We start from the raw sequence: 18,233 nt of genomic DNA, 5'->3' as shown, positions 1-18,233 counted from the left end.
CTGTCCATGGCGGCGCGACCATCCGCGCCCAGGAGGGATGGCGATGACGGGAGTCACGGAACACGGCACCGGCCGACGCAGCCGCCGCTGGCGGCTGGCGCTGTGGGGGGCGGCGGCCGGCCTGTGGCTGCTGCCGCTGCTGGCGATGCAGTTCACCACGGAGGTGGCCTGGGGCCCGCGCGATTTCGCCGTGTTCGGCGCCATGCTGGCCGCCGCCTGCGGCAGCTTCGAGCTGGCCGCGCGGGCGAGCGGCGACCGCACCTACCTGGCCGCCGTCGCCATCGCACTGGCGACGGCCTTCATGCTGGTCTGGGCCAACCTCGCCGTCGGCATCATCGGCAGCGAGGACGAGCCGGCCAATCTGCTGTACCACGGCGTGCCCGCGGTCGGCATCGTCGGCGCGCTGCTCGCCCGCTTCCGACCGCGCGGCATGGCGCGCGCACTGCTCGCGACCGCCGTCGCCCAGACGCTGGTCGCCCTGTTCGCGGGCACCCCCCAGACCCTGGCGCTGACAGCGCCGTTCATCATCCTGTGGCTCGCCTCGGCCGGGCTGTTCCGGCGCGCGGCGCGGAACACCGCCGGCATCACGTCCTGAGCGGTCGCTCAGTACGGCGCATCGCTCCCGCCGCACCGGTCACCCAGTCGCTGCAACGCACGCAGGGCGCGGTCCGCAGCAGCCAGCCGCCGGCCGGCGGCGCGATCGCAGGGCGCCTACTCGCGCCAGAACTGCGGCGTCAGCAGCACCAGCACGGAGAACACTTCCAGGCGCCCGAGCAGCATGCCGAGGATGCCGAGCCAGACGGCGCCGTAGTTGACCCCGCTCCAGGTGGCGGCGACCTCGCCCAGACCGGGGCCGAGGTTGGTCAGGGTGGCTGCGGCGGCACCAAAGCTGCTCAGGATGTCCAGCCCGGTGAGGTTCATCGCCAGCACCAGCACGACGAAGCACAGCATCCACAGCGCGATGAAGCCGCTCACCGACAGCACCACGCTCTCGGAGACGCGCTTGCCGCCCATCTTGACCAGGAACTGGCCCTTGGGATGCACCAGCTGCTTGACCTCGCGGAAGCCCTGTCGCAGCAGCATCACCACGCGCGCCACCTTCAGCCCGCCGACGGTGGAACCGGAGCAGCCGCCGATGAAGGCCAGGCAGATCAGCAACAGTGGCGCCACGCCGGCCCACTGGTCGAAACCGCCGGTGACGAAACCGGTGGTGGTGAGGTTGGAGACGGTCTGGAAGGCGGCGCGGCGGAAGGCCTCGCCGAAGCCGTCGAAGGTGCCGCCGATCAGCACCGCGGCGGTCACCACGGCGGTGGCGGCGGCGATGATGCGCAGGAAGGCGCGCAGTTCCGAGTCGCCGTAGTAGACCGAGGTGCTGGCGCGCCGCCAGGCGACGTAGTGCAGGCCGAAGTTGATGCCGCCGACGATCATGAACACGATCGCCACCCACTCGATCAGCGGACTGCCCCAGTGGTCGAGCGCGGCGTCCTTGGTCGAGAAGCCGGCGGTGGAGACCGTGCTCATCGCGTGGCAGATGGCGTCGAACAGGTCCATGCCGGCCACCCAGTACGCGCCTGCACACAGCAGCGTCAGCCCGAAGTACACCGCCCAGAGCGCCTTGGCGGTCTCGGCGATGCGCGGGGTGAGCTTGGCGTCCTTGCTGGGGCCGGTGCTCTCGGCGCGGAACAGCTGGGTGCCGCCGATCTTGAGCATCGGCAGGATGGCGACCGCGAGGATGACGATGCCCATGCCGCCGAGGAACTGCAGCAGCTGGCGATAGAACAGCACGCTGCGCGGCAGGCCGTCGAGGCCGGCGATCACCGTGGCGCCGGTGGTGGTGAGCCCCGAGGTGGCCTCGAACATGGCGTGGCTGAAGCTCAGGTACGGCGGCGCGTACATGAACGGCAGCGCCGACACCAGACTGGCCAGCACCCAGGTCATGGTGACGATCAGAAAGCCGTCGCGCAGGCGCAGCTCGTAGTGCACGTTGCGCAGCGGCCACCACAAGGCGGTGCCGATCGCCGCGGTGAGCGCGAAACTGGAGAAGAACACATGCGCGATGTCGCCCTCGCCCAGCGCCAGCGCCAGCGCGCCCGGGAGCAGCTTGGACAGCGAGGACAGGGCGACGATGATGCCCAGCACCCGCAGGATGGCGCGCAGGCGCAGGTTCACAGCCAGGTCGCTCCGGCCTGGAACAGCGCACTCACCTCGGGCAGATGGCGCTTGTCCATCAGGAACACGATGACGTGGTCCTCCGGTTCGATCACCACGTCGTGATGGGCGATCAGCAACTGGTCGCCGCGCACGATGCCGCCGATGGTGGCGGCCTCGGGCAGCTCCAGCTCGTCCAGCGAGCGGCCGATCACCCGCGAGGTGCGGCCATCACCGCGCGCCACCGCCTCGATGGCCTCGGCCGCGCCGCGGCGCAGCGAGTGCACCCGCGCCGGCGCGCCCTCGCGGATGTGCGCCAGCAGCGCGCCGAGGGTGATCTGCTGCGGGCTGATCGCGATGTCGATCGGCCCGCCCTCGACCAGCTCGGCGTAGGCCGGCCGGTTGATCAGCGACATCACCCGCGAGCAGCCCAAGCGCTTGGCCAGCATCGCCGACAGGATGTTGGCCTCGTCGTCGTTGGTGAGCGCACAGTAGACGTCGGTCTGGTCGATGTTCTCCTCGCGCAGCAACTCCTCGTCGGCGGCATCGCCGACCAGCACGATGGAGTTGACCAGGTCCTCGGCGATGCGTTTGGCACGGTCGCGGCTGCGTTCAAGGATCTTCACCGAGTAGCGGTTCTCCAGCGCGCGCGCCAGCGAGCGGCCGATGTTGCCGCCGCCGGCGATGAACACGCGGCGGGCGCGCTTGCTGTCCACCCGGCGCAGTTCGCTCATCACCAGCGGGATGTCGCGGCGGTTGGCGAGGAAGAACACCTCGTCGTCGGCCTCGATCACCGTGCCGCCCTCGGGCTTGACCGGCCGGCCGGCGCGGAAGATCGCCGCCACCCGCGCGTCCACGCTGGCCGGCAGATGGCTGCGCAGTTCCTTGATCTGGTGCCCGACCAGGGCGCCGCCGGCCACCGCGCGCACGCCGACCAGCTGGGCACGTCCGTTGGCGAAGTCCAGCACCTGCAGCGCGCCGGGATATTCGATCAACCGCTCGACATGACGGCACACGAGCTGCTCGGGGCTGATCGCGGCGCTCACCGCCGAGGTCTCGCCGTGGGTGAGGTTGGGGATCTCCAGGTACTCGGCCTCGCGCACCCGCGCCACCCGGGTGGGCGTGCGGTAGCGGGTCTGCGCGACCTGGCAGGCGATCAGGTTGACCTCGTCGCTGGAGGTTACGGCGACCACCAGCTCGGCATCCTCGGCACCGGCCTGGCCGAGCACGCTGGGCAACGAGGCGTGGCCGTTGACGGTGCGGATGTCCAGCCGCTCGGACAGCTCGCGCAGCTTGGCCGCGTCGGTATCGACCACGGTGATGTCGTTGTTCTCCGACGCCAGTGCCGCGGCCACCGAGGAGCCGACCTGGCCGGCGCCGAGAATCAGGATTTTCATTGCGCCCCCTGGAAGCCCCCCCGCCAACGGTAGCGGCAGCCGGCCCCGTGGTTTGAACGGCCGCGATTCTAGCCCGCCCGCATGCGAAAAAGCGCCTTCAGCGGCCGAGCCTCGCGAGACCCTCGCGGTAGAACGCCTCCACCTCGGCGCACTTGGCCTCGATGCGGAAATGCGACATCGGGTACTCGCAGCGCCGGCGACCGCGGGCGTGCATCGCGACCAGGGCATCGGCCAGCGCGTCGGCGTCGCCGACCGGCACCAGCGGCTGCTCGAAGTAGGGCGCCAGATGGCGTGCGCCCTCGCTAGCGCTGGCCACGACCGGCAGGCCGGCCTGCATGGCCTCCAGCAGCACCAGTCCGAACGGCTCGAAGCGAGACGGGCTGACGAAGCAGTCGAAGGCCGCCAACCAGTCCTCGGGGCGGTCGGCGAAACCCGGCATCACCACCTCGGGGGGCGCCTGCCGCCGCAGCGACTCCCATGCCTTGCCCTGGCCGACGATGGCCAGGCGCGCGCCAGGAATCGCCACGCGCGCGAATGCATCGACCAGCACGTCGAAACCCTTGCTACTCTCGACGCGGCCGAGCGCGCCGAACAGGAATTCATCCGGTGCGATGCCGTACAGGGCGCGGATCCGCTCGCGCGCGCCATCGGCAGGCGGGCGCGGCACGGTCCAGTTGTTGATCTGCGTGGAATGCGCGCGCAGTGGCGCGGGGATCGTCGGCAACTGCCAGGGCGCGATGGCGATCAGGCCGTCTAGACCGTCGTGGTGGTGCGGCTTGTAGGCGATGTGCAGCGTAGCCACGCGCAGGCAGACACCACCCAGTCCGTGCAACGCGCGGCAGGCCGAACCCAAGTGCGCATGCGCCACGTCCGGGCGCAACCGCCTCACCAGCCTCGCCGCGTCACGGCGCGCCGGCCAGCGGAACAGCCAGTCGGCGACCAGTTCCACCTTCACCCGCGGATCGACGCGATGGGCGATCGCGTCGGGACGCGACTGGGCCGCCTTGTGGCGCAGGACGAGCGTGACGTCGTGGCCATTGGCGGCCTGCGCCGCCGCCAGTTCGAGCACGTGGCGCTCAGTGCCGGCGAAGCGGCTGGTGAGAAGCAAGTGGACGATCCGCATGCGCGGCGTGGCTCCGTGGATGCTGGCGCGCCGAGGCGGCGCGGGCCGAACGCTATACTTTAACCGTGCCACCCGCCCACCCTTCCATGCGTGCCCGGCTGCCTCATCCCGTCCCGCTGTCCGGCGTCGTCATCACCCTCAACGAGGAAGACCGCATCGCGCGCTGCATCCGCTCGCTGCGGCCGGTCTGCCGCGAGGTGATCGTGCTCGACGCCGGCTCGGACGACGCCACCGTCGCCATCGCCCGCGCCGAGGGTGCGCGCGTCGAGCACCAGGAGTGGCTGGGCTTCTCGGCGCAGAAGAACACTGCGATTTCGCGCGCCACCCAGCCCTGGGTGCTGATGCTCGACGCCGACGAGTGGCTGGCGCCGAGCTCGCCCGAGCGCATCGCCGCGTTGTTCGAGAGCGGGCGCATCGAGCGCGCCGACGTGTGGTCGCTGCCGCGGCGCACGCGTTTCCTGGGTCGCACGCTGCAGTTCGGCGGCTGGGGCAACGAGTGGCTGCCGCGGCTGTTCCGCGCCGACTGCCGCTACGTGCCGACCCGCCACGGCGAGCGCCTGCACCTGGCCGGGCGCAAGCGCCGCCGCCACAAGGCGCGCATCGAGCACGAGAGCGCACGCTCGGTCGAGGAGCACCGCGCGCGCCTGCAGCGTAATGCCCGCGGCTTCGCCGAGGAACGGCTGGCGCAGGGCTACCACGCGCTACCGATCGACCCGTGGCTGCACAGCACCGCGTATGTGCTGAAGAACTACCTGCTGCGCGGCGGCTTCCTCGACGGCCGCGAGGGTTTCTGCTTCCACAAGGCGCAGGCGGGCTACGTCTACGACAAGTACCGGCTGCTGTTGCGCCGGCAGCGCGACGACGGCAGCCCCCCGTCCTGACTCAGGTCGCCGCCGCCCCGGCTCGCGGCATCCGCGTCCAGTCGTGACGCGCCCAGGCCAACCGCGCCGCCCGTACCCACCAGCCCCGGCGCAGGTACTGGCGCAGCATCCAGTGGCGCCCTTCGGTAATCGCCAGCCTCAGGCTCGTGTCCAGCCCGGCCAGCAGCGCCTCGTGCTCCGGCCATGGCGAGCGCCGCCGACAGACCGCGGTTGGCCGGATGCCGCAGGGCGTACTGCCGTCGCAGGTTCAGCCGGACTTGCGCAGCAGGGCGTAGAAGAAGCCGTCCATGCCGTCCTCGCCGGGAAAGCGCTGGCGGCCGGCGCCGTCGGGGTGACCGAAGCGCGCGTCCAGCGGCTGCGCGACGGCATCGGGGGTGCGGGCGAGGAAGGCGGCGATCTGCTCGGCGTTTTCGGCGCGCAGCAGCGAGCAGGTGGCGTACAGCAGGCGGCCGCCCGGCTTGAGCGTGGGCCAGAGCGCATCGAGCAGGCGCGCCTGCACGGTGCACAGCGCGGCGATGTCGTCCTCGCGGCGGTGCCATTTCACGTCGGGCTGGCGGCGAATGATGCCGGTGGCCGAGCAGGGCGCGTCGAGCAGGATGGCGTCGAACGGCGTGCCGTCCCACCACGCGGCGGTGTCGGCGGCGTCGGCCACCTTCAGCCTGGTGTTGCCGCCGAGCAGGCCGAGCCGGCGCAGGGTATCGCGCACGCGATCCAGACGCTGGGCATCGACGTCCAGTGCGGTCAGCGCGAGGCCGGGCGCGAGTTCGAGCAGGTGCGCGGCCTTGCCACCGGGGGCGGCGCAGGCGTCGAGCACGCGCTCGCCGTCGCACACGGCGAGCGCTTCGGCGGCGAGCTGGGCGGCGCCGTCCTGGATCGACAGCGCGCCCTCGTTCCAGCCGGGCAGGCGCGCGGTCGGCAGTGGTTCGTCGAGGCGGATGGCGTGCGCGGGAACGTCCGGCGCGATCGCCTCGATGCCGGCCTGCGCCAGCCGTGCGAGGTAGTCGGCGCGGGTGCCGTGGCGCGGGTTCACCCGCAGCCACATCGGCGCCGGGCGGTTGCCGGCGTCGAGGAGGGCGGCGACGCGCCCGGGCCAGTCGGCGCGCAGGCGGTCGATCAGCCAGTCGGGGTGGCTGAGGTCGATGCCTTCGGCGCCGGCGATCGGCCAGGCCTCGCGGGTGGCGCGGCGCAGCACGGCGTTGACCAGCCCGACCAGGTTCGGGCGCCGCAGCCCGCGCGCGGCCTCGGCGGTGGCGGCGAGCGCGGCGTGCGCCGGCAGGCGCAGGGCGTCGAGCTGGGCCAGCCCGGCCAGCAGCAGCGCCTGCACGGTGCGGTCGCGCGCCGGCAGCGGGCGCGGCAGCCACGCGGACAGCACGTACTCGTAGCGGCGCCGCCAGCGCAGCACCTCGAAGCAGATCGCCTCGACCAGGGCGCGGTCGCGCGGATCGGCCAGGGTCGGCAACTGCCGCGCCAGCTCGGCCTTGAGCGAATGGCCGTGCCACAGCACGGCAGCGAGGATGCGCGCCGCCAACACACGTGTGGCGGCGCCGGGTGCGGCCCGGCTCATCCCTGCCTCAGCGACGGGCGGGCGTTGAGGTAATCGGCAGCCGATACCGGCCGCCCGCCCTCGCGCTGCACGCGCAGCAGGCGCAGCGCGCCTTCGCCGCAGGCGACGTCGATGCCGTCGGCGGAGGCGGCGACCACTTCGCCGGGCGCCCGGCCGTGCGCCAGGGCGAGCGGCCGGGCGGCGTGGATGCGGATGCGCTCGCCGGCCAGCGTCGCCTCGGCGACCGGCCACGGGTGGTAGGCGCGCACCTTGCGCGCCAACGCCTCGGCGGATGCGGCCCAGTCGAGCTTCGCTTCCGCCTTGTCGAGCTTGTGGGCGTAGGTGACACCCTCGGCCGGCTGTGGCCGGGCAGGTGGCAGACGGCCATCGGCAAGCAGGCGCAGGCCGTCGGCGAGCACCTGCGCGCCGAGCTGGGCCAACCGGTCGTGCAAGTCGCCAGCGGTGTCGTCCGGACCGATCGGCGTGGCCTGCGACAGCAGCACCGGGCCGGTGTCCAAGCCCTTCTCCATCCGCATCAGGCACACGCCGGTCTCGGCGTCGCCGGCCTCGATGGCGCGCTGGATCGGCGCGGCGCCGCGCCAGCGCGGCAGCAGCGAGGCGTGGACGTTCCAGCAGCCGTGCTGCGGGATGTCCAGCACCGCCTGCGGCAGGATCAGGCCGTAGGCGACCACGATCATCAGGTCCGGCCGCAGGGCGCGCAGGGCCTCGCGCGTCTCGGCATGGCGCAGGCTCTCGGGCTGGCGCACCTCGATGCCCAGCGCCAGCGCGGCGCGCTTGACCGGCGAGGGCATGAGCTGGCGGCCGCGCCCGGCCGGGCGGTCGGGCTGGGTGTACACCGCCAGCACGTCGCCGCCGCGGGTCGCGGCGTGCAGGCTGGGGACGGCGAACTCCGGCGTGCCGGCGAAGACCAGCCGCAAGGGCGCCCCCATCAGGCCGCTTCGCCGCGCCGCTGCTTGGCCAGCTTCTTGCGCACCATCTCGCGCTTGAGCGGCGAGAGGTAATCGACGAACAGCTTGCCGGCGAGGTGGTCCATCTCATGCTGGATGCACACCGCCAGCAGGCCGTCGGCGACGATCTCGAACGGCCGGCCGTCGCGGTCGAGCGCGCGCACGGTGACCTGCGCGGCGCGCTTGACGTCGGCGAAGATGCCCGGCACCGACAGGCAGCCCTCCTGGCAGACCTCGGTGCCCTCGCTGGCGACGATCTCCGGGTTGATGAAGACCATTGGCCGGCTCTTGTCCTCGGATACGTCGAGCACCAGCAGGCGCTGGTGAACGTCGACCTGCGTCGCGGCCAGACCGATCCCGGGAGCGGCATACATGGTTTCGAACATGTCGTCGATCAGCCGCCGCAGGGCGTCGTCCACGCGCTCGACCGGCTTGGCGACGGTCCGCAGGCGCGGATCGGGGAATTCCAGGATGGTGAGCTTGGCCATGGCGGATATGTGGGGGCGTCGTGGCGCCCTGCAAGGTTTCAGAACCCCATTGTAACGCCCTGGGGCTTGCATTCCGCTTGCATGACAGTTGGGCTATAGTCCGAAACACCTGCCCGGGGAATCAGGTAGATGGCCGCCATGCTTGACAAGATTCTGAGAATCGGCGCCGTGGCGCTGCTCACGTTCGGATCCTTCACCCTGGCGGCGGACCTGCGCCGGGACCATCCCGATACTTACGTCGTCCGCAAGGGCGACACCCTCTGGGATATCGCCGCCCGTTTTCTCGAAAAACCGTGGCTGTGGCCGGAAATCTGGCAGGCCAATCCGCAGATCGAGAATCCGCACCTGATTTATCCGGGCGACGTGATCAGCCTGGCCTACTTGCGCGGCCAGCCGCGGCTGACCGCCGAACGCGGCCCGCAGGCGCGCAGCGACGAGCTGCCGATCGACACGATCCCGCTGTCCGAGGTCGAGCCGTTCCTGCGCAAGCTGCGCGTGGTCGACAGCATCGACGGCCTGCCGCACGTGGTGGCGCTGGAAGAGGAGCGCCTGCGCACCGCCGGCGGCGAGGTGATCTACGCCCGCGGCATCGCCGGCGCCCGGCCCGGCGACCTGTACGCCGTCGTGCGGCCCACCCAGCGCTACCACATCAGCAAGCGCCAGGGTGGCGGCTCGCACCTGGGACGCGCCACCGAGCTGGATTTCCGTGGCGACCGTTACCGCCGCGACTGGGAGGCCCATTGGCGCGAGGTCAACTACTACAACCGCGACCGCGTCGAGCTCGGCATCGAGCTGATGGAAATCAGCACCGCCCAGGTGACTCGCAGCGAAGGCGCCGGCATCGACGTCACCACCCTGCTGCTGATGGACCAGGACCGCGAGGTGCGCGAGGGCGACCGCTTGGTCCGCATCGAGCCGCGACCGTTCGACCTGCAGTTCTACCCGCATCCGCCCAAGCGCCAGCACGACTACGGCCGGATGCAGATCCTGTCGGTCGCCGACGGCCTGATGGGCGCCGGCCCACGCTACGTGGTCGCCCTGTCCGGCGGCCGCGCGGACGGCATCGAGAACGGCACCGTCTTCTCGATCTGGCACCCCGGCACCCTGGCCAAGGACCGGGTCCGCAACCGCCATCCGGCCAGCCAGGACGGCGACCGGGTGCGGCTGCCGGACGATTACGTCGGCACGGTGATGGTGTTCCGCACCTTCGACAAGGTCAGCTATGGCCTGGTGATGGACGGCATCCGCCCGGCCCGTGTCGGCGACGTGCTCAAGCACCCCGACGCCACCCGCTGAGCCCCTTCTTGGTGAAAGGCCCGCCCGGGCCTTCCGTCCCGCGTCCACGGATGGCCGCCGCCATGCCCCACGACAGCGCACTCCCCGCCTGGCCGCTGCTGCTGCGCGCGGCCGGCGGACGCGCCGCGTTGCGCCGGCTGGTCGAAGTGCATGGCGATGCCGAGGCGGCCGTGGCCGCCGGTCCACGCGCCTGGCGCGCGGCCGGCCTCGACGAGGACGCCGTCGCGCGGCTGCGCGCGCCCGACCCGGACCGGCTGGCCCGCGACCGCGACTGGCTGGCCCAGCCCGGCCACCACCTGATCGGCTGGGACAGCCCCGACTACCCCGCCCTGCTGCGGCGCATCCCCAGTCCGCCGCCGGCGCTGTGGGTGGTGGGCGATCCCGACTGGCTCTGGCACCCGCAGGTCGCCATCGTCGGCAGCCGCTCGCCGACCGCCACCGGCGCCGACAACGCCCACGCCTTCGCCCGGGCTTTCGCCCAGGCCGGGCTGACCGTCGCCAGCGGACTGGCGCGCGGCATCGACGCCGCCGCCCACCTCGGCGCGCTGGCCGGCGGCGGCGCGACGGTGGCCGTCATGGGCACCGGCCCGGACCAGGTCTACCCCGGCGCCCACCGCGAGCTGGCCGCGCGCATCGCCGCCCACGGCTGCCTGGTCAGCGAGCACCCGCCCGGCACCGGCCCGCGCCGCGAGCACTTCCCCAGCCGCAACCGCATCGTCGCCGGGCTGGCGCTGGGCGTGCTGGTGGTCGAGGCCGCCACCCGCTCCGGGGCGCTGATCACCGCCCGCCTGGCCGGCGAGGCCGGCCGCGAGGTGTTCGCCGTGCCCGGCTCGATCCACAACCCGCTGGCGCGCGGCTGTCACGCGCTGATCCGGCAGGGCGCGGCGCTGGTCGAGGAGGCCGGCGAAGTGGTCCAGGCCCTGGCCCCGGTCGCCGCCGAGCTGGCCGAGGCACTGCGCGGGCGCTTGTCTGCCGCGGCGGCCGCCCCCACGTTCACCGCGCAGACATCGGCGGCGGTCAAACTGCCCGCCGACCCCGACTACCAGCGCCTCTGGGATGCCCTCGGGCACGACCCGGCGGGGCTGGACGAACTGTCCGGGCGCACAGGATTGACGGTGGGTGTCCTGTCCTCCATGCTCCTGCTCATGGAACTCGAGGGCCTGGTGACCGCCGATCACGGCCGCTACGCCCGGAGGCCCTGACCTCCCCCACGCGCCGCAGCCGGCGCAGGCAGAGGGTGATGAAAGAGAATATTCTCGACGTACTGCTCTACCTGTTCGAACACTACTTCTACGACGACCCCGACGCCGTCCGCGACCGCGACTCCCTCCGCAACGGCCCCCTGCTCAGCGAGCTGACCCAGGCCGGTTTCTCCCCCGCGGAAATCAGCAAGGCCTTCGACTGGCTGGACGCACTGGCGAACCAGCGTCCGTCCGGCGGAGCACCGCGCGCCGGCGACGGCCCGGTGCGCGTGTATGCCGAGCCCGAGCTGGCCCGGCTCGACGGGGACTGCCGGGGCTTCCTGATGTTCCTGGAGCACAACGGCGTGCTCGATGCCCACCAGCGCGAACTGGTGCTGGACCGGGCCATGGCCCTGGACCAGGACGAGATCGATCTGGACGACCTCAAGTGGGTGGTGCTGATGGTGCTGTTCAACCAGCCGGGGTCCGAGGCGGCCTACGCCTGGATGGAGAGCCAGATGTTCGAGGACGAGCCCGAGCCGGTGCACTGACTGGCCGGCCCGGCGCCCTGCCTGCGTTGTCCGGCCGGGCGCCATGGCCACCCCGCCGGGGCCCTGAGCTTGACACCGCCCGCCCGAGTGGCTCCACTGAAATAGACCCAACGCCCGCGGCCCCGCGGGCGTCGCCTTCTTTGCGCGGCCTTCACGGAGGCGGCGGAGTATCCCGACCCATGGCCAAGAACCTCCTCATCGTCGAGTCGCCCGCCAAGGCCAAGACGATCAACAAGTACCTCGGCAAGGACTTCCAGGTCCTGGCCTCGTACGGCCACGTGCGCGACCTGGTGCCGAAGGAGGGCGCGGTCGACCCGACGCGCGGCTTCGCCATGAACTACACGCTGATCGACAAGAACGAGAAACACGTCGAGGCGATCGCCAAGGCCGCCAGGCAGGCCGAGGCCCTGTACCTGGCCACCGACCCGGACCGTGAGGGCGAGGCGATCTCCTGGCACATCGCCGAGATCCTGCGCGAGCGCGGCCTGCTCGAGGGCAAGCCGCTGCACCGGGTGGTGTTCACCGAGATCACCCCGCGCGCCATCCAGGAGGCCATCGCCCACCCGCGCGCCATCGCCAGCGAGCTGGTCGATGCCCAGCAGGCCCGCCGCGCGCTCGACTACCTGGTCGGCTTCAACCTGTCGCCGGTGCTCTGGCGCAAGGTGCAGCGCGGACTGTCCGCCGGCCGCGTGCAGTCGCCGGCGCTGCGCATGATCGTCGAGCGCGAGGAGGAGATCGAAGCCTTCCAGCCCCGCGAGTACTGGACCGTCGAAGCCGAACTCGTCCACCCGCAAGGCGTCTTCAGCGCGCGCCTGGTCAAGCTCGACGGCAAGAAGTTCGAGCAGTTCGACCTCACCAACCGCAAGGACGCCGAGGCCGCCCGTGCCCGCCTCGCCGCCGCCGGCGGCAACGCCCTGCGCGTCACCGACGTGCAGAGCAAGGAGCGCAAGCGCCGTCCGGCACCGCCGTTCATCACTTCCACCCTGCAACAGGAAGCCGCCCGCAAGCTCGGCTTCTCCACTTCGCGCACCATGCGCGTGGCGCAGAAGCTCTACGAGGGCGTGGCGCTGGGCGACGAGGGCACGGTCGGCCTGATCAGCTACATGCGTACCGACTCGGTCAACCTCTCCGCCGAGGCCATCGCCGAGCTGCGCGACGTGATCGCCCGCGACTTCGGCACCCATGCCCTGCCGGACAAGCCCAACCTCTACCAGACCAAGTCCAAGAACGCACAGGAAGCCCACGAGGCGATCCGGCCGACCTCGGCCCTGCGCACCCCGGCCAGCGTCGCCAAGTATCTCGACGACGACGCCCGCCGCCTCTACGAACTGATCTGGAAGCGCGCCGTGGCCTGCCAGATGGTGCCGGCCACCCTCAACACCGTCTCGGTCGAGCTGGCCTGCGGCAGCGAACACGCCTTCCGCGCCTCCGGCACCACCGTGGTCGACCCCGGCTTCCTCGCCGTGTACGAGGAGGGCAAGGACCAGAAGACCGCCGAGGACGAGGACGAGGGCCGCAAGCTGCCGCCGATGAAGCCCGGCGACATGGTGCCGCTGGGTGGCATCCGCACCGACCAGCACTTCACCGAGCCGCCGCCGCGCTACTCCGAGGCCTCGCTGGTCAAGGCGCTGGAGGAGTACGGCATCGGCCGCCCGTCCACCTACGCCAGCATCATCCAGACCCTGCTCAACCGCGACTACGTCTACCTCGACAGCCGCCGCTTCCGTCCCACCGACGTCGGTCGCGCCGTGGCCAGGTTCCTCACCGGCCACTTCACCCGCTATGTCGACTACGACTTCACCGCCAAGCTGGAGGACGAGCTCGACGCCGTCTCGCGCGGCGAGGAGGCCTGGGTGCCGTTGCTGGAGCGGTTCTGGGATGAGTTCAAGGCGCTGGTGGACGAGAAGGCCGAGACCGTCGACCGCGCCGAGGCCAGCGGTGCCCGTGAGCTCGGCATCGACCCGGCCAGCGGCAAGCCGGTGAGCGTGCGCCTGGGCCGCTACGGGCCGTTCGCCCAGATCGGCAGCAAGGACGACGAGGACAAGCCGCGCTTCGCCAGCCTGCGCCCCGGCCAGAGCATCCACACCATCACGCTGGAAGAGGCGCTGGAGCTGTTCAAGCTGCCGCGCGTGCTGGGCGAGCACGAGGGCGAGGAAGTCAGCGTCGGCATCGGCCGCTTCGGCCCCTTCGTCAAGCGTGGCAAGACCTACGCCTCGCTGAAGAAGGAAGACGATCCCTACACCCTCGGGCTCGACCGCGCCCTGGCGCTGATCCGCGAGAAGGAAGAGATCGCCGCCAACCGCATCATCAAGGCCTTCGAGGGCAGCACCGTGCAGGTGCTCAACGGCCGCTTCGGCCCCTACATCACCGACGGCGAGAAGAACGGCAAGATCCCCAAGGATCGCGAACCGGCCACGCTGACGCTGGAGGAGTGCCGGGCCATCCTGGCCGAGACCGGCAAGCCCGTCCGCAAGGGCGCCGGTGCCAGGAAGGCCGCGGCGAAGAAGACCACCGGCAAGGCCGAGGCCCCGGCCAAGAAGGCGGCCACCAGGAAGGCCGCGGCCAGGAAAGCCCCGACGAAGAAAGCCGCCACCGAGAAGGCGCCGGCCAGGAAGACTCGCGCGCGCAAGACCGCCGTCTGACAGGCCCACCGCCCTCCCGCGCCTGCGGGCGAGGGCGGCAAGACAACCGCATCCTTCTCCCGCCCCGCTGTGCGGGAGGCGCGTCACGCCGACTGCGCTCTTCTCCCTCCCCCTCAGGGCAGGGCTGGGGTGGGGGTGGTGTTCGCGACGTCATCCGCGAGCCCGCACACCATCTCCACCCAACCCTCCCCTTGAAAGGGAGGGCTCGACAGCGCCGCCGCCACGTGCCCCTGCCCGGAGAAGGTCGCGAGGGCGGCCGGGTCGATGCGATCAGGGTCGTGAGTCGCTCCGCCGACCGAGAGAAGCGAAGGCCTACCCCCGCAGCGGGCGAGCCCTCATCCCAACCGCTTCCCAGCGAGCGCGAGAGGGCTTCGAGGCGGCTGCATTTTCTCCCTCCCCCTCAGGGGGAGGGCTGGGGTGGGGGTGGTGTTCGCGACGTCATCCGCGAGCCCGCACGCCATCCCCACCCAACCCTCCCCTTGAAGGGGAGGGCTCTACAGCGCCCCGCATGGATGACGACCGCCCGGCCGGGCCGGTAGCATGGCGCCTTTCGTCGCCGTGAAAAGGAGTTCCCCGATGCGCAAGACCCTCCTGCTGCTGTTGTTGCTGGCCGCCATCGCCGCCGCCGGCACCTGGTGGTACCTCGGCCGCGACCGGATCGATCCGGACGCCCCGCTGGCCTTCGTTCCGGCCGACACGCCCTTCGTGTTCGCCAGCACCAACCCACCGCCGCCGGCCGCCATCGCGCAGTGGGAGGCGCAGATGGCTGCGATGGGCGAGGTCTACGCCAACCAGTTCGCCGACCTGCGCGCGATGCTGGCCGACAAGCCCGACAGCGACCCGCGCCTGCTCGCCGTGCTCGATGCGATCGAAGGCGAGTTCGCCGGCAAAACACCGATGCAGGCCTACACCGACCTCGGCCTCTCCATGCAGGCGCAGATGGCCGTCTACGGCCTCGGCCTGCTGCCGGTCGCCCGCATCGAGCTCGCCGACGCCGCGAAGATGCACGCCTTCCTCGGCCGCCTCGCCGACGCCGCCGGCGACCTGGCCAACGCGGCCGACATCGACGGCGCGGCCACCTGGACCTACGCGCCGCCCGAGGCCCCGCTCGCCGGCCTGATCGCCATCGTCGGCGACCACCTCGTCATCAGCCTGCTGCCGCGTACCGCCGACCGCGCCGTGCAGCGGCAGATCCTCGGCCTCGACCGCCCGGCGCGCTCGCTGGCCGACAGCCGCGGCCTGCACGCGCTCAACCGCGAGTTCGGCTACATCGACTTCGTCTCCGGCTACATCGACAGCGCGCGCCTGCTCGACGCCACCACCGGCGAGCCCGACGCCATCCAGGCCGCCTTCCTCGCCGCCATCGGCCTCACCAAGCCCAGCCTCGACGCCACCTGCCGCGGCGAGTTCGCCGCGCTCGCCGCCGCCTGGCCGCGCATGAGCTTCGGCTACACCGCGCTGGACGCCCGCCACGCCGCCGCCCGCGGCGTCATCGAAACCCGCACCGACATCGCCCAGGCGCTGATGAAACTGCGCGCCCCGATGCCGGGCCTGCCCGCCGTCGATGGCGACACCCTCGTCCACTTCGGCCTCAGCCTCAAACTCGCCGCCCTGCCCGAGGTCGTCCACGGCTTCGCCAAACAGGCCGGCGACGCCCCGTGGCAGTGCGACGCGCTCAAGCCGCTCAACGACGGCTTCGCCCAGGCCCGGCAGGCCGCGACCAACCCCGGCCTGTTCATGGCCGCCCCGGTGTTCCGCGGCTTCCACATCGCGCTGACGAAACTGACGCTTGGCGAGGGCGGCCTGCCCGAAGACATCGCCGCCGTCCTCACCCTCGGCTCCGACAACCCCGCCGCCCTGCTCGGCCTCGCCCAGAGCGTCGCCCCGCAGATCGCCGGCGCCGGCCTCGTGCCCGACGGCGAAGTCCGCGCCCTGCCGCCCCTGCCCAACCAGCCCATCGACGCCCCGCTGCACGCCGCGATGAGCGAACACACCCTCGCCCTCAGCCTCGGCGAAGGCGAACAGACCAGGCTCGCCAGGGCCCTGCAATCGAACGCCGCCGAACAACCCCTGCTGGTCATCGGCGCCAGCGCGCGGTTCTACACCCTGCTCGCCGACCTCATGGCCCGGCAGGCCGCCGACCTGCCCGCCGACGCCGACGCCGAAACCCGCGCCAAGCTCGAAGCCCTCAACACCCGCATGGCCCGCGAAGCCGACACCCTGCGCACCGTCTACGCCAACCTGTTCCAGCGCATGGACATGCGCATCGAATTCACCGAACGCGGCATCGAACTGCACCAGACCGTGGATTTACCCTGAGTTCGGGGCAAGCCCGATGCAAGCGCAGAAGGCCGGCGATTCGCCGGCCTTCTGCGTTCGGTCGAGTAACGTCTGTGCAATTCCGCCTCACTCGTCCCCCGCCGTCCCCGGCTGCGGCAAGGTCGTAATCCCCCGCTTGGCCTTTTCCTCCGCCACCATCCGGCGCACGTCGGCGAGCAGTGCGCGGGCGTCGAAGACGATGCCGTCCTTGACGGTGTACTTCACGCCGCCGACGCGGGTGGGTTGGCCGTCGGGCCCCAGGCGGATGTGGCCGGTGCCGTAGAGCACCTTGAGGTTGGCGAGGGGGTTTTCGTCGAGGATGACGAGGTCGGCGAGTTTGCCGGGTTCGATGCTGCCGATGCGGTCGGCGGCGCCGAGGGCCTGGGCGCCGTGGAGGGTGGCGGCGCGCAGCACTTCCAGCGGGTGGAAGCCGGCTTCGCGCAGCAGCTCCATCTCCTCGATGGTGCCGAAGCCGTAGGTCTTGTAGATGTAGCCGGAGTCGGAACCGACGGTGACGCGGCCGCCGCGGTTCTTGTAGTCGTTGACGAAGGCCATCCAGCGCCGGTAGTTGTCCTTCCAGGCGGTCTCCTCCTCGCTGCCCCAGTCGAAGAAGAAGCTGCCGTGGCTGTCGCGGTTGGGGCGGAAGAAGTCCCACAGCGCGGGCAGGGTGTAGTCGTCGTGCCACTCGGCGCGGCGGGCGCGCATCAGGTCGCGGGTGGCCTGGTAGATGTTGAAGGTGGGGTCGATGGTCAGGTCGAGCGCGAGCAGTTCCTTGATCACCGTCTCGTACTTGTCGCTGCCCTTCTCCGCTGCCTGCGCCCACAGCCGGCCGGCCTGGTGGAAGCGGTGCTGCTCGTTCATGTAGTTGTAGTCGGCCGGGTAGTCCTGCACGGTCTGGCCGTCGAACAGTGCCTCGGGCAGGCCGTACCAGTGCTCCATGGTGGTCAGGCCCCAGCGTGCGGTGGTGAGCACGTTGACGCGCGAGACGTCGAGCTGGGCGTGGTGACAGGCGCTGCCCATGCCCTGCTTGCGCAGCTCGTCGAAGGCGGCTTCGAGGATGTCGGGGCGGTAGCCGAAGCACTTCATGCCGAGCGCGCCGCGGCGCTTCATGTCGCGCACCCACTCGCGCGCTTCCTCCGGCCGCAGCATCGGCCGCGCGCGGCCCTGGCCGAAGAAGGCGTAGGGAAAGATGCGCGGCGCGGTGATCTGGTTGCGCTCGCTGCGACGCATCTCGCTCACGCACCAGTCGATACCGTTGCCGCAGCCGGGGTCGCGCACGCTGGTGATGCCGTGGCCCAGCCACAGTTTGTAGACGTACTCGGCCGGCGTGCCCTGGTCGCGGCCGCCGATGTGGCCGTGCATGTCGACGATGCCGGGCATCACGTAATGCCCGGACAGGTCGATCTCGTGGCCGCCTTCGGCCAGCCTGGGCCGGCGCGCCGGGTCGATCGGCGCGCCGGGGCTGCCGACGCTGCGCACCTCGGCGATGCGGTTGCCTTCGATGACGATGTCGACCGGGCCGTAGGCCGGCGCGCCGGTGCCGTTGATCAGCGTCACGCCGCGCAGGATCAGCTGCGGGTAGGGACCGTCGCCCTCGCGGCGGTCCGGCGCGGGCGGAATCGCGGCCTGCACGGGCAGTGCGAGCGCGAGGGCGGCGGTGAGCAGCAGGCGTTTCATGCGGGTCTCCGGTGGCGGA

General features: G+C 71.5%; 14 protein-coding genes. 7 read left to right on the top strand and 7 right to left on the bottom strand.

From position 1 onward, the window contains the following. Positions 1-43: 43 nt before the first annotated feature. Entirely contained in the window at positions 44-595 is a 552-nt protein-coding gene (locus tag HNQ58_RS03255; RefSeq protein WP_183947351.1) for a hypothetical protein, read from the top strand. Positions 596-711: 116 nt separating this feature from the next. Here HNQ58_RS03255 and HNQ58_RS03250 read toward each other — a convergent pair whose 3' ends face one another. The 3 genes from HNQ58_RS03250 to HNQ58_RS03240 form a co-directional block, all read right to left on the bottom strand. Further along, on the bottom strand, positions 712-2,169 hold the full coding sequence (locus HNQ58_RS03250; protein ID WP_221301125.1) for a potassium transporter TrkG: 1,458 nt from the start codon (positions 2,167-2,169) through the stop codon (positions 712-714). Then, positions 2,166-3,545, bottom strand: a complete 1,380-nt coding sequence (gene trkA / locus HNQ58_RS03245) for a Trk system potassium transporter TrkA (protein ID WP_183947350.1) — start codon at positions 3,543-3,545, stop codon at positions 2,166-2,168. The genes HNQ58_RS03250 and trkA overlap by 4 nt, the downstream gene beginning before the upstream one ends. A 97-nt stretch (positions 3,546-3,642) precedes the next feature. Continuing rightward, a complete protein-coding gene (locus HNQ58_RS03240) occupies positions 3,643-4,668 on the bottom strand; it encodes a glycosyltransferase (protein WP_183947349.1) in 1,026 nt (341 codons plus the stop codon). 86 nt (positions 4,669-4,754) lie between these two features. Here HNQ58_RS03240 and HNQ58_RS03235 point away from each other — a divergent pair, with 86 nt between their 5' ends. Further along, positions 4,755-5,549 carry a glycosyltransferase family 2 protein gene (locus HNQ58_RS03235; RefSeq protein WP_183947348.1) on the top strand — a complete coding sequence of 265 codons (795 nt, stop codon included), beginning with the start codon at positions 4,755-4,757 and terminating at the stop codon, positions 5,547-5,549. A 247-nt stretch (positions 5,550-5,796) separates the two neighbouring features. On the opposite strand, the gene rsmB is transcribed toward HNQ58_RS03235, so the two are convergent. Genes rsmB through def form a run of 3 tightly spaced genes read right to left on the bottom strand, consistent with a single transcriptional unit; the run spans position 5,797 to position 8,548 of the window. Further along, positions 5,797-7,113 (bottom strand): 16S rRNA (cytosine(967)-C(5))-methyltransferase RsmB, encoded by a 1,317-nt coding sequence (rsmB, locus tag HNQ58_RS03230; protein WP_183947347.1) that lies wholly within the window; start codon positions 7,111-7,113, stop codon positions 5,797-5,799. Next, positions 7,110-8,030, bottom strand: coding sequence for a methionyl-tRNA formyltransferase (gene fmt / locus HNQ58_RS03225; protein WP_183947407.1), 921 nt, complete (start codon positions 8,028-8,030; stop codon positions 7,110-7,112). Before fmt ends, rsmB begins: the two co-directional genes overlap by 4 nt. An 11-nt stretch (positions 8,031-8,041) precedes the next feature. After that, positions 8,042-8,548, bottom strand: a complete 507-nt coding sequence (def, locus tag HNQ58_RS03220) for a peptide deformylase (RefSeq protein ID WP_183947346.1) — start codon at positions 8,546-8,548, stop codon at positions 8,042-8,044. Positions 8,549-8,686: 138 nt separating this feature from the next. On the opposite strand from def, the gene HNQ58_RS03215 reads away from it, so the two are divergent. The 5 genes from HNQ58_RS03215 to HNQ58_RS03195 all read left to right on the top strand — a co-directional run bounded on the left by HNQ58_RS03215 (position 8,687) and on the right by HNQ58_RS03195 (position 16,537). Continuing rightward, entirely contained in the window at positions 8,687-9,844 is a 1,158-nt protein-coding gene (locus HNQ58_RS03215) for a LysM peptidoglycan-binding domain-containing protein (RefSeq protein ID WP_183947345.1), read from the top strand. A gap of 50 nt (positions 9,845-9,894) precedes the next feature. Next, complete coding sequence (dprA, locus tag HNQ58_RS03210) at positions 9,895-11,046, top strand: DNA-processing protein DprA (RefSeq protein ID WP_425504142.1); 1,152 nt, start codon at positions 9,895-9,897, stop codon at positions 11,044-11,046. A 38-nt stretch (positions 11,047-11,084) separates the two neighbouring features. After that, positions 11,085-11,576 (top strand): DUF494 family protein, encoded by a 492-nt coding sequence (locus tag HNQ58_RS03205; RefSeq protein WP_183947343.1) that lies wholly within the window; start codon positions 11,085-11,087, stop codon positions 11,574-11,576. A gap of 179 nt (positions 11,577-11,755) precedes the next feature. Continuing rightward, the gene (locus HNQ58_RS03200; RefSeq protein WP_183947342.1) at positions 11,756-14,218 is read left to right on the top strand and encodes a DNA topoisomerase I; all 2,463 of its coding nucleotides are present in this window, start codon (positions 11,756-11,758) and stop codon (positions 14,216-14,218) included. Between the two features lie 576 nt (positions 14,219-14,794). Further along, a complete protein-coding gene (locus HNQ58_RS03195) occupies positions 14,795-16,537 on the top strand; it encodes a hypothetical protein (RefSeq protein ID WP_183947341.1) in 1,743 nt (580 codons plus the stop codon). 87 nt (positions 16,538-16,624) lie between these two features. On the opposite strand, the gene HNQ58_RS13590 is transcribed toward HNQ58_RS03195, so the two are convergent. Next, on the bottom strand, positions 16,625-18,214 hold the full coding sequence (locus HNQ58_RS13590; protein WP_183947340.1) for an amidohydrolase family protein: 1,590 nt from the start codon (positions 18,212-18,214) through the stop codon (positions 16,625-16,627). Positions 18,215-18,233 lie beyond the last annotated feature (19 nt).

Source organism: Rehaibacterium terrae (assembly GCF_014202935.1).
Lineage (GTDB): Bacteria > Pseudomonadota > Gammaproteobacteria > Xanthomonadales > Xanthomonadaceae > Rehaibacterium > Rehaibacterium terrae.
Note: the sequence above shows the minus strand (reverse complement) of the source record. Positions and strands in the feature narration are given on the sequence as shown.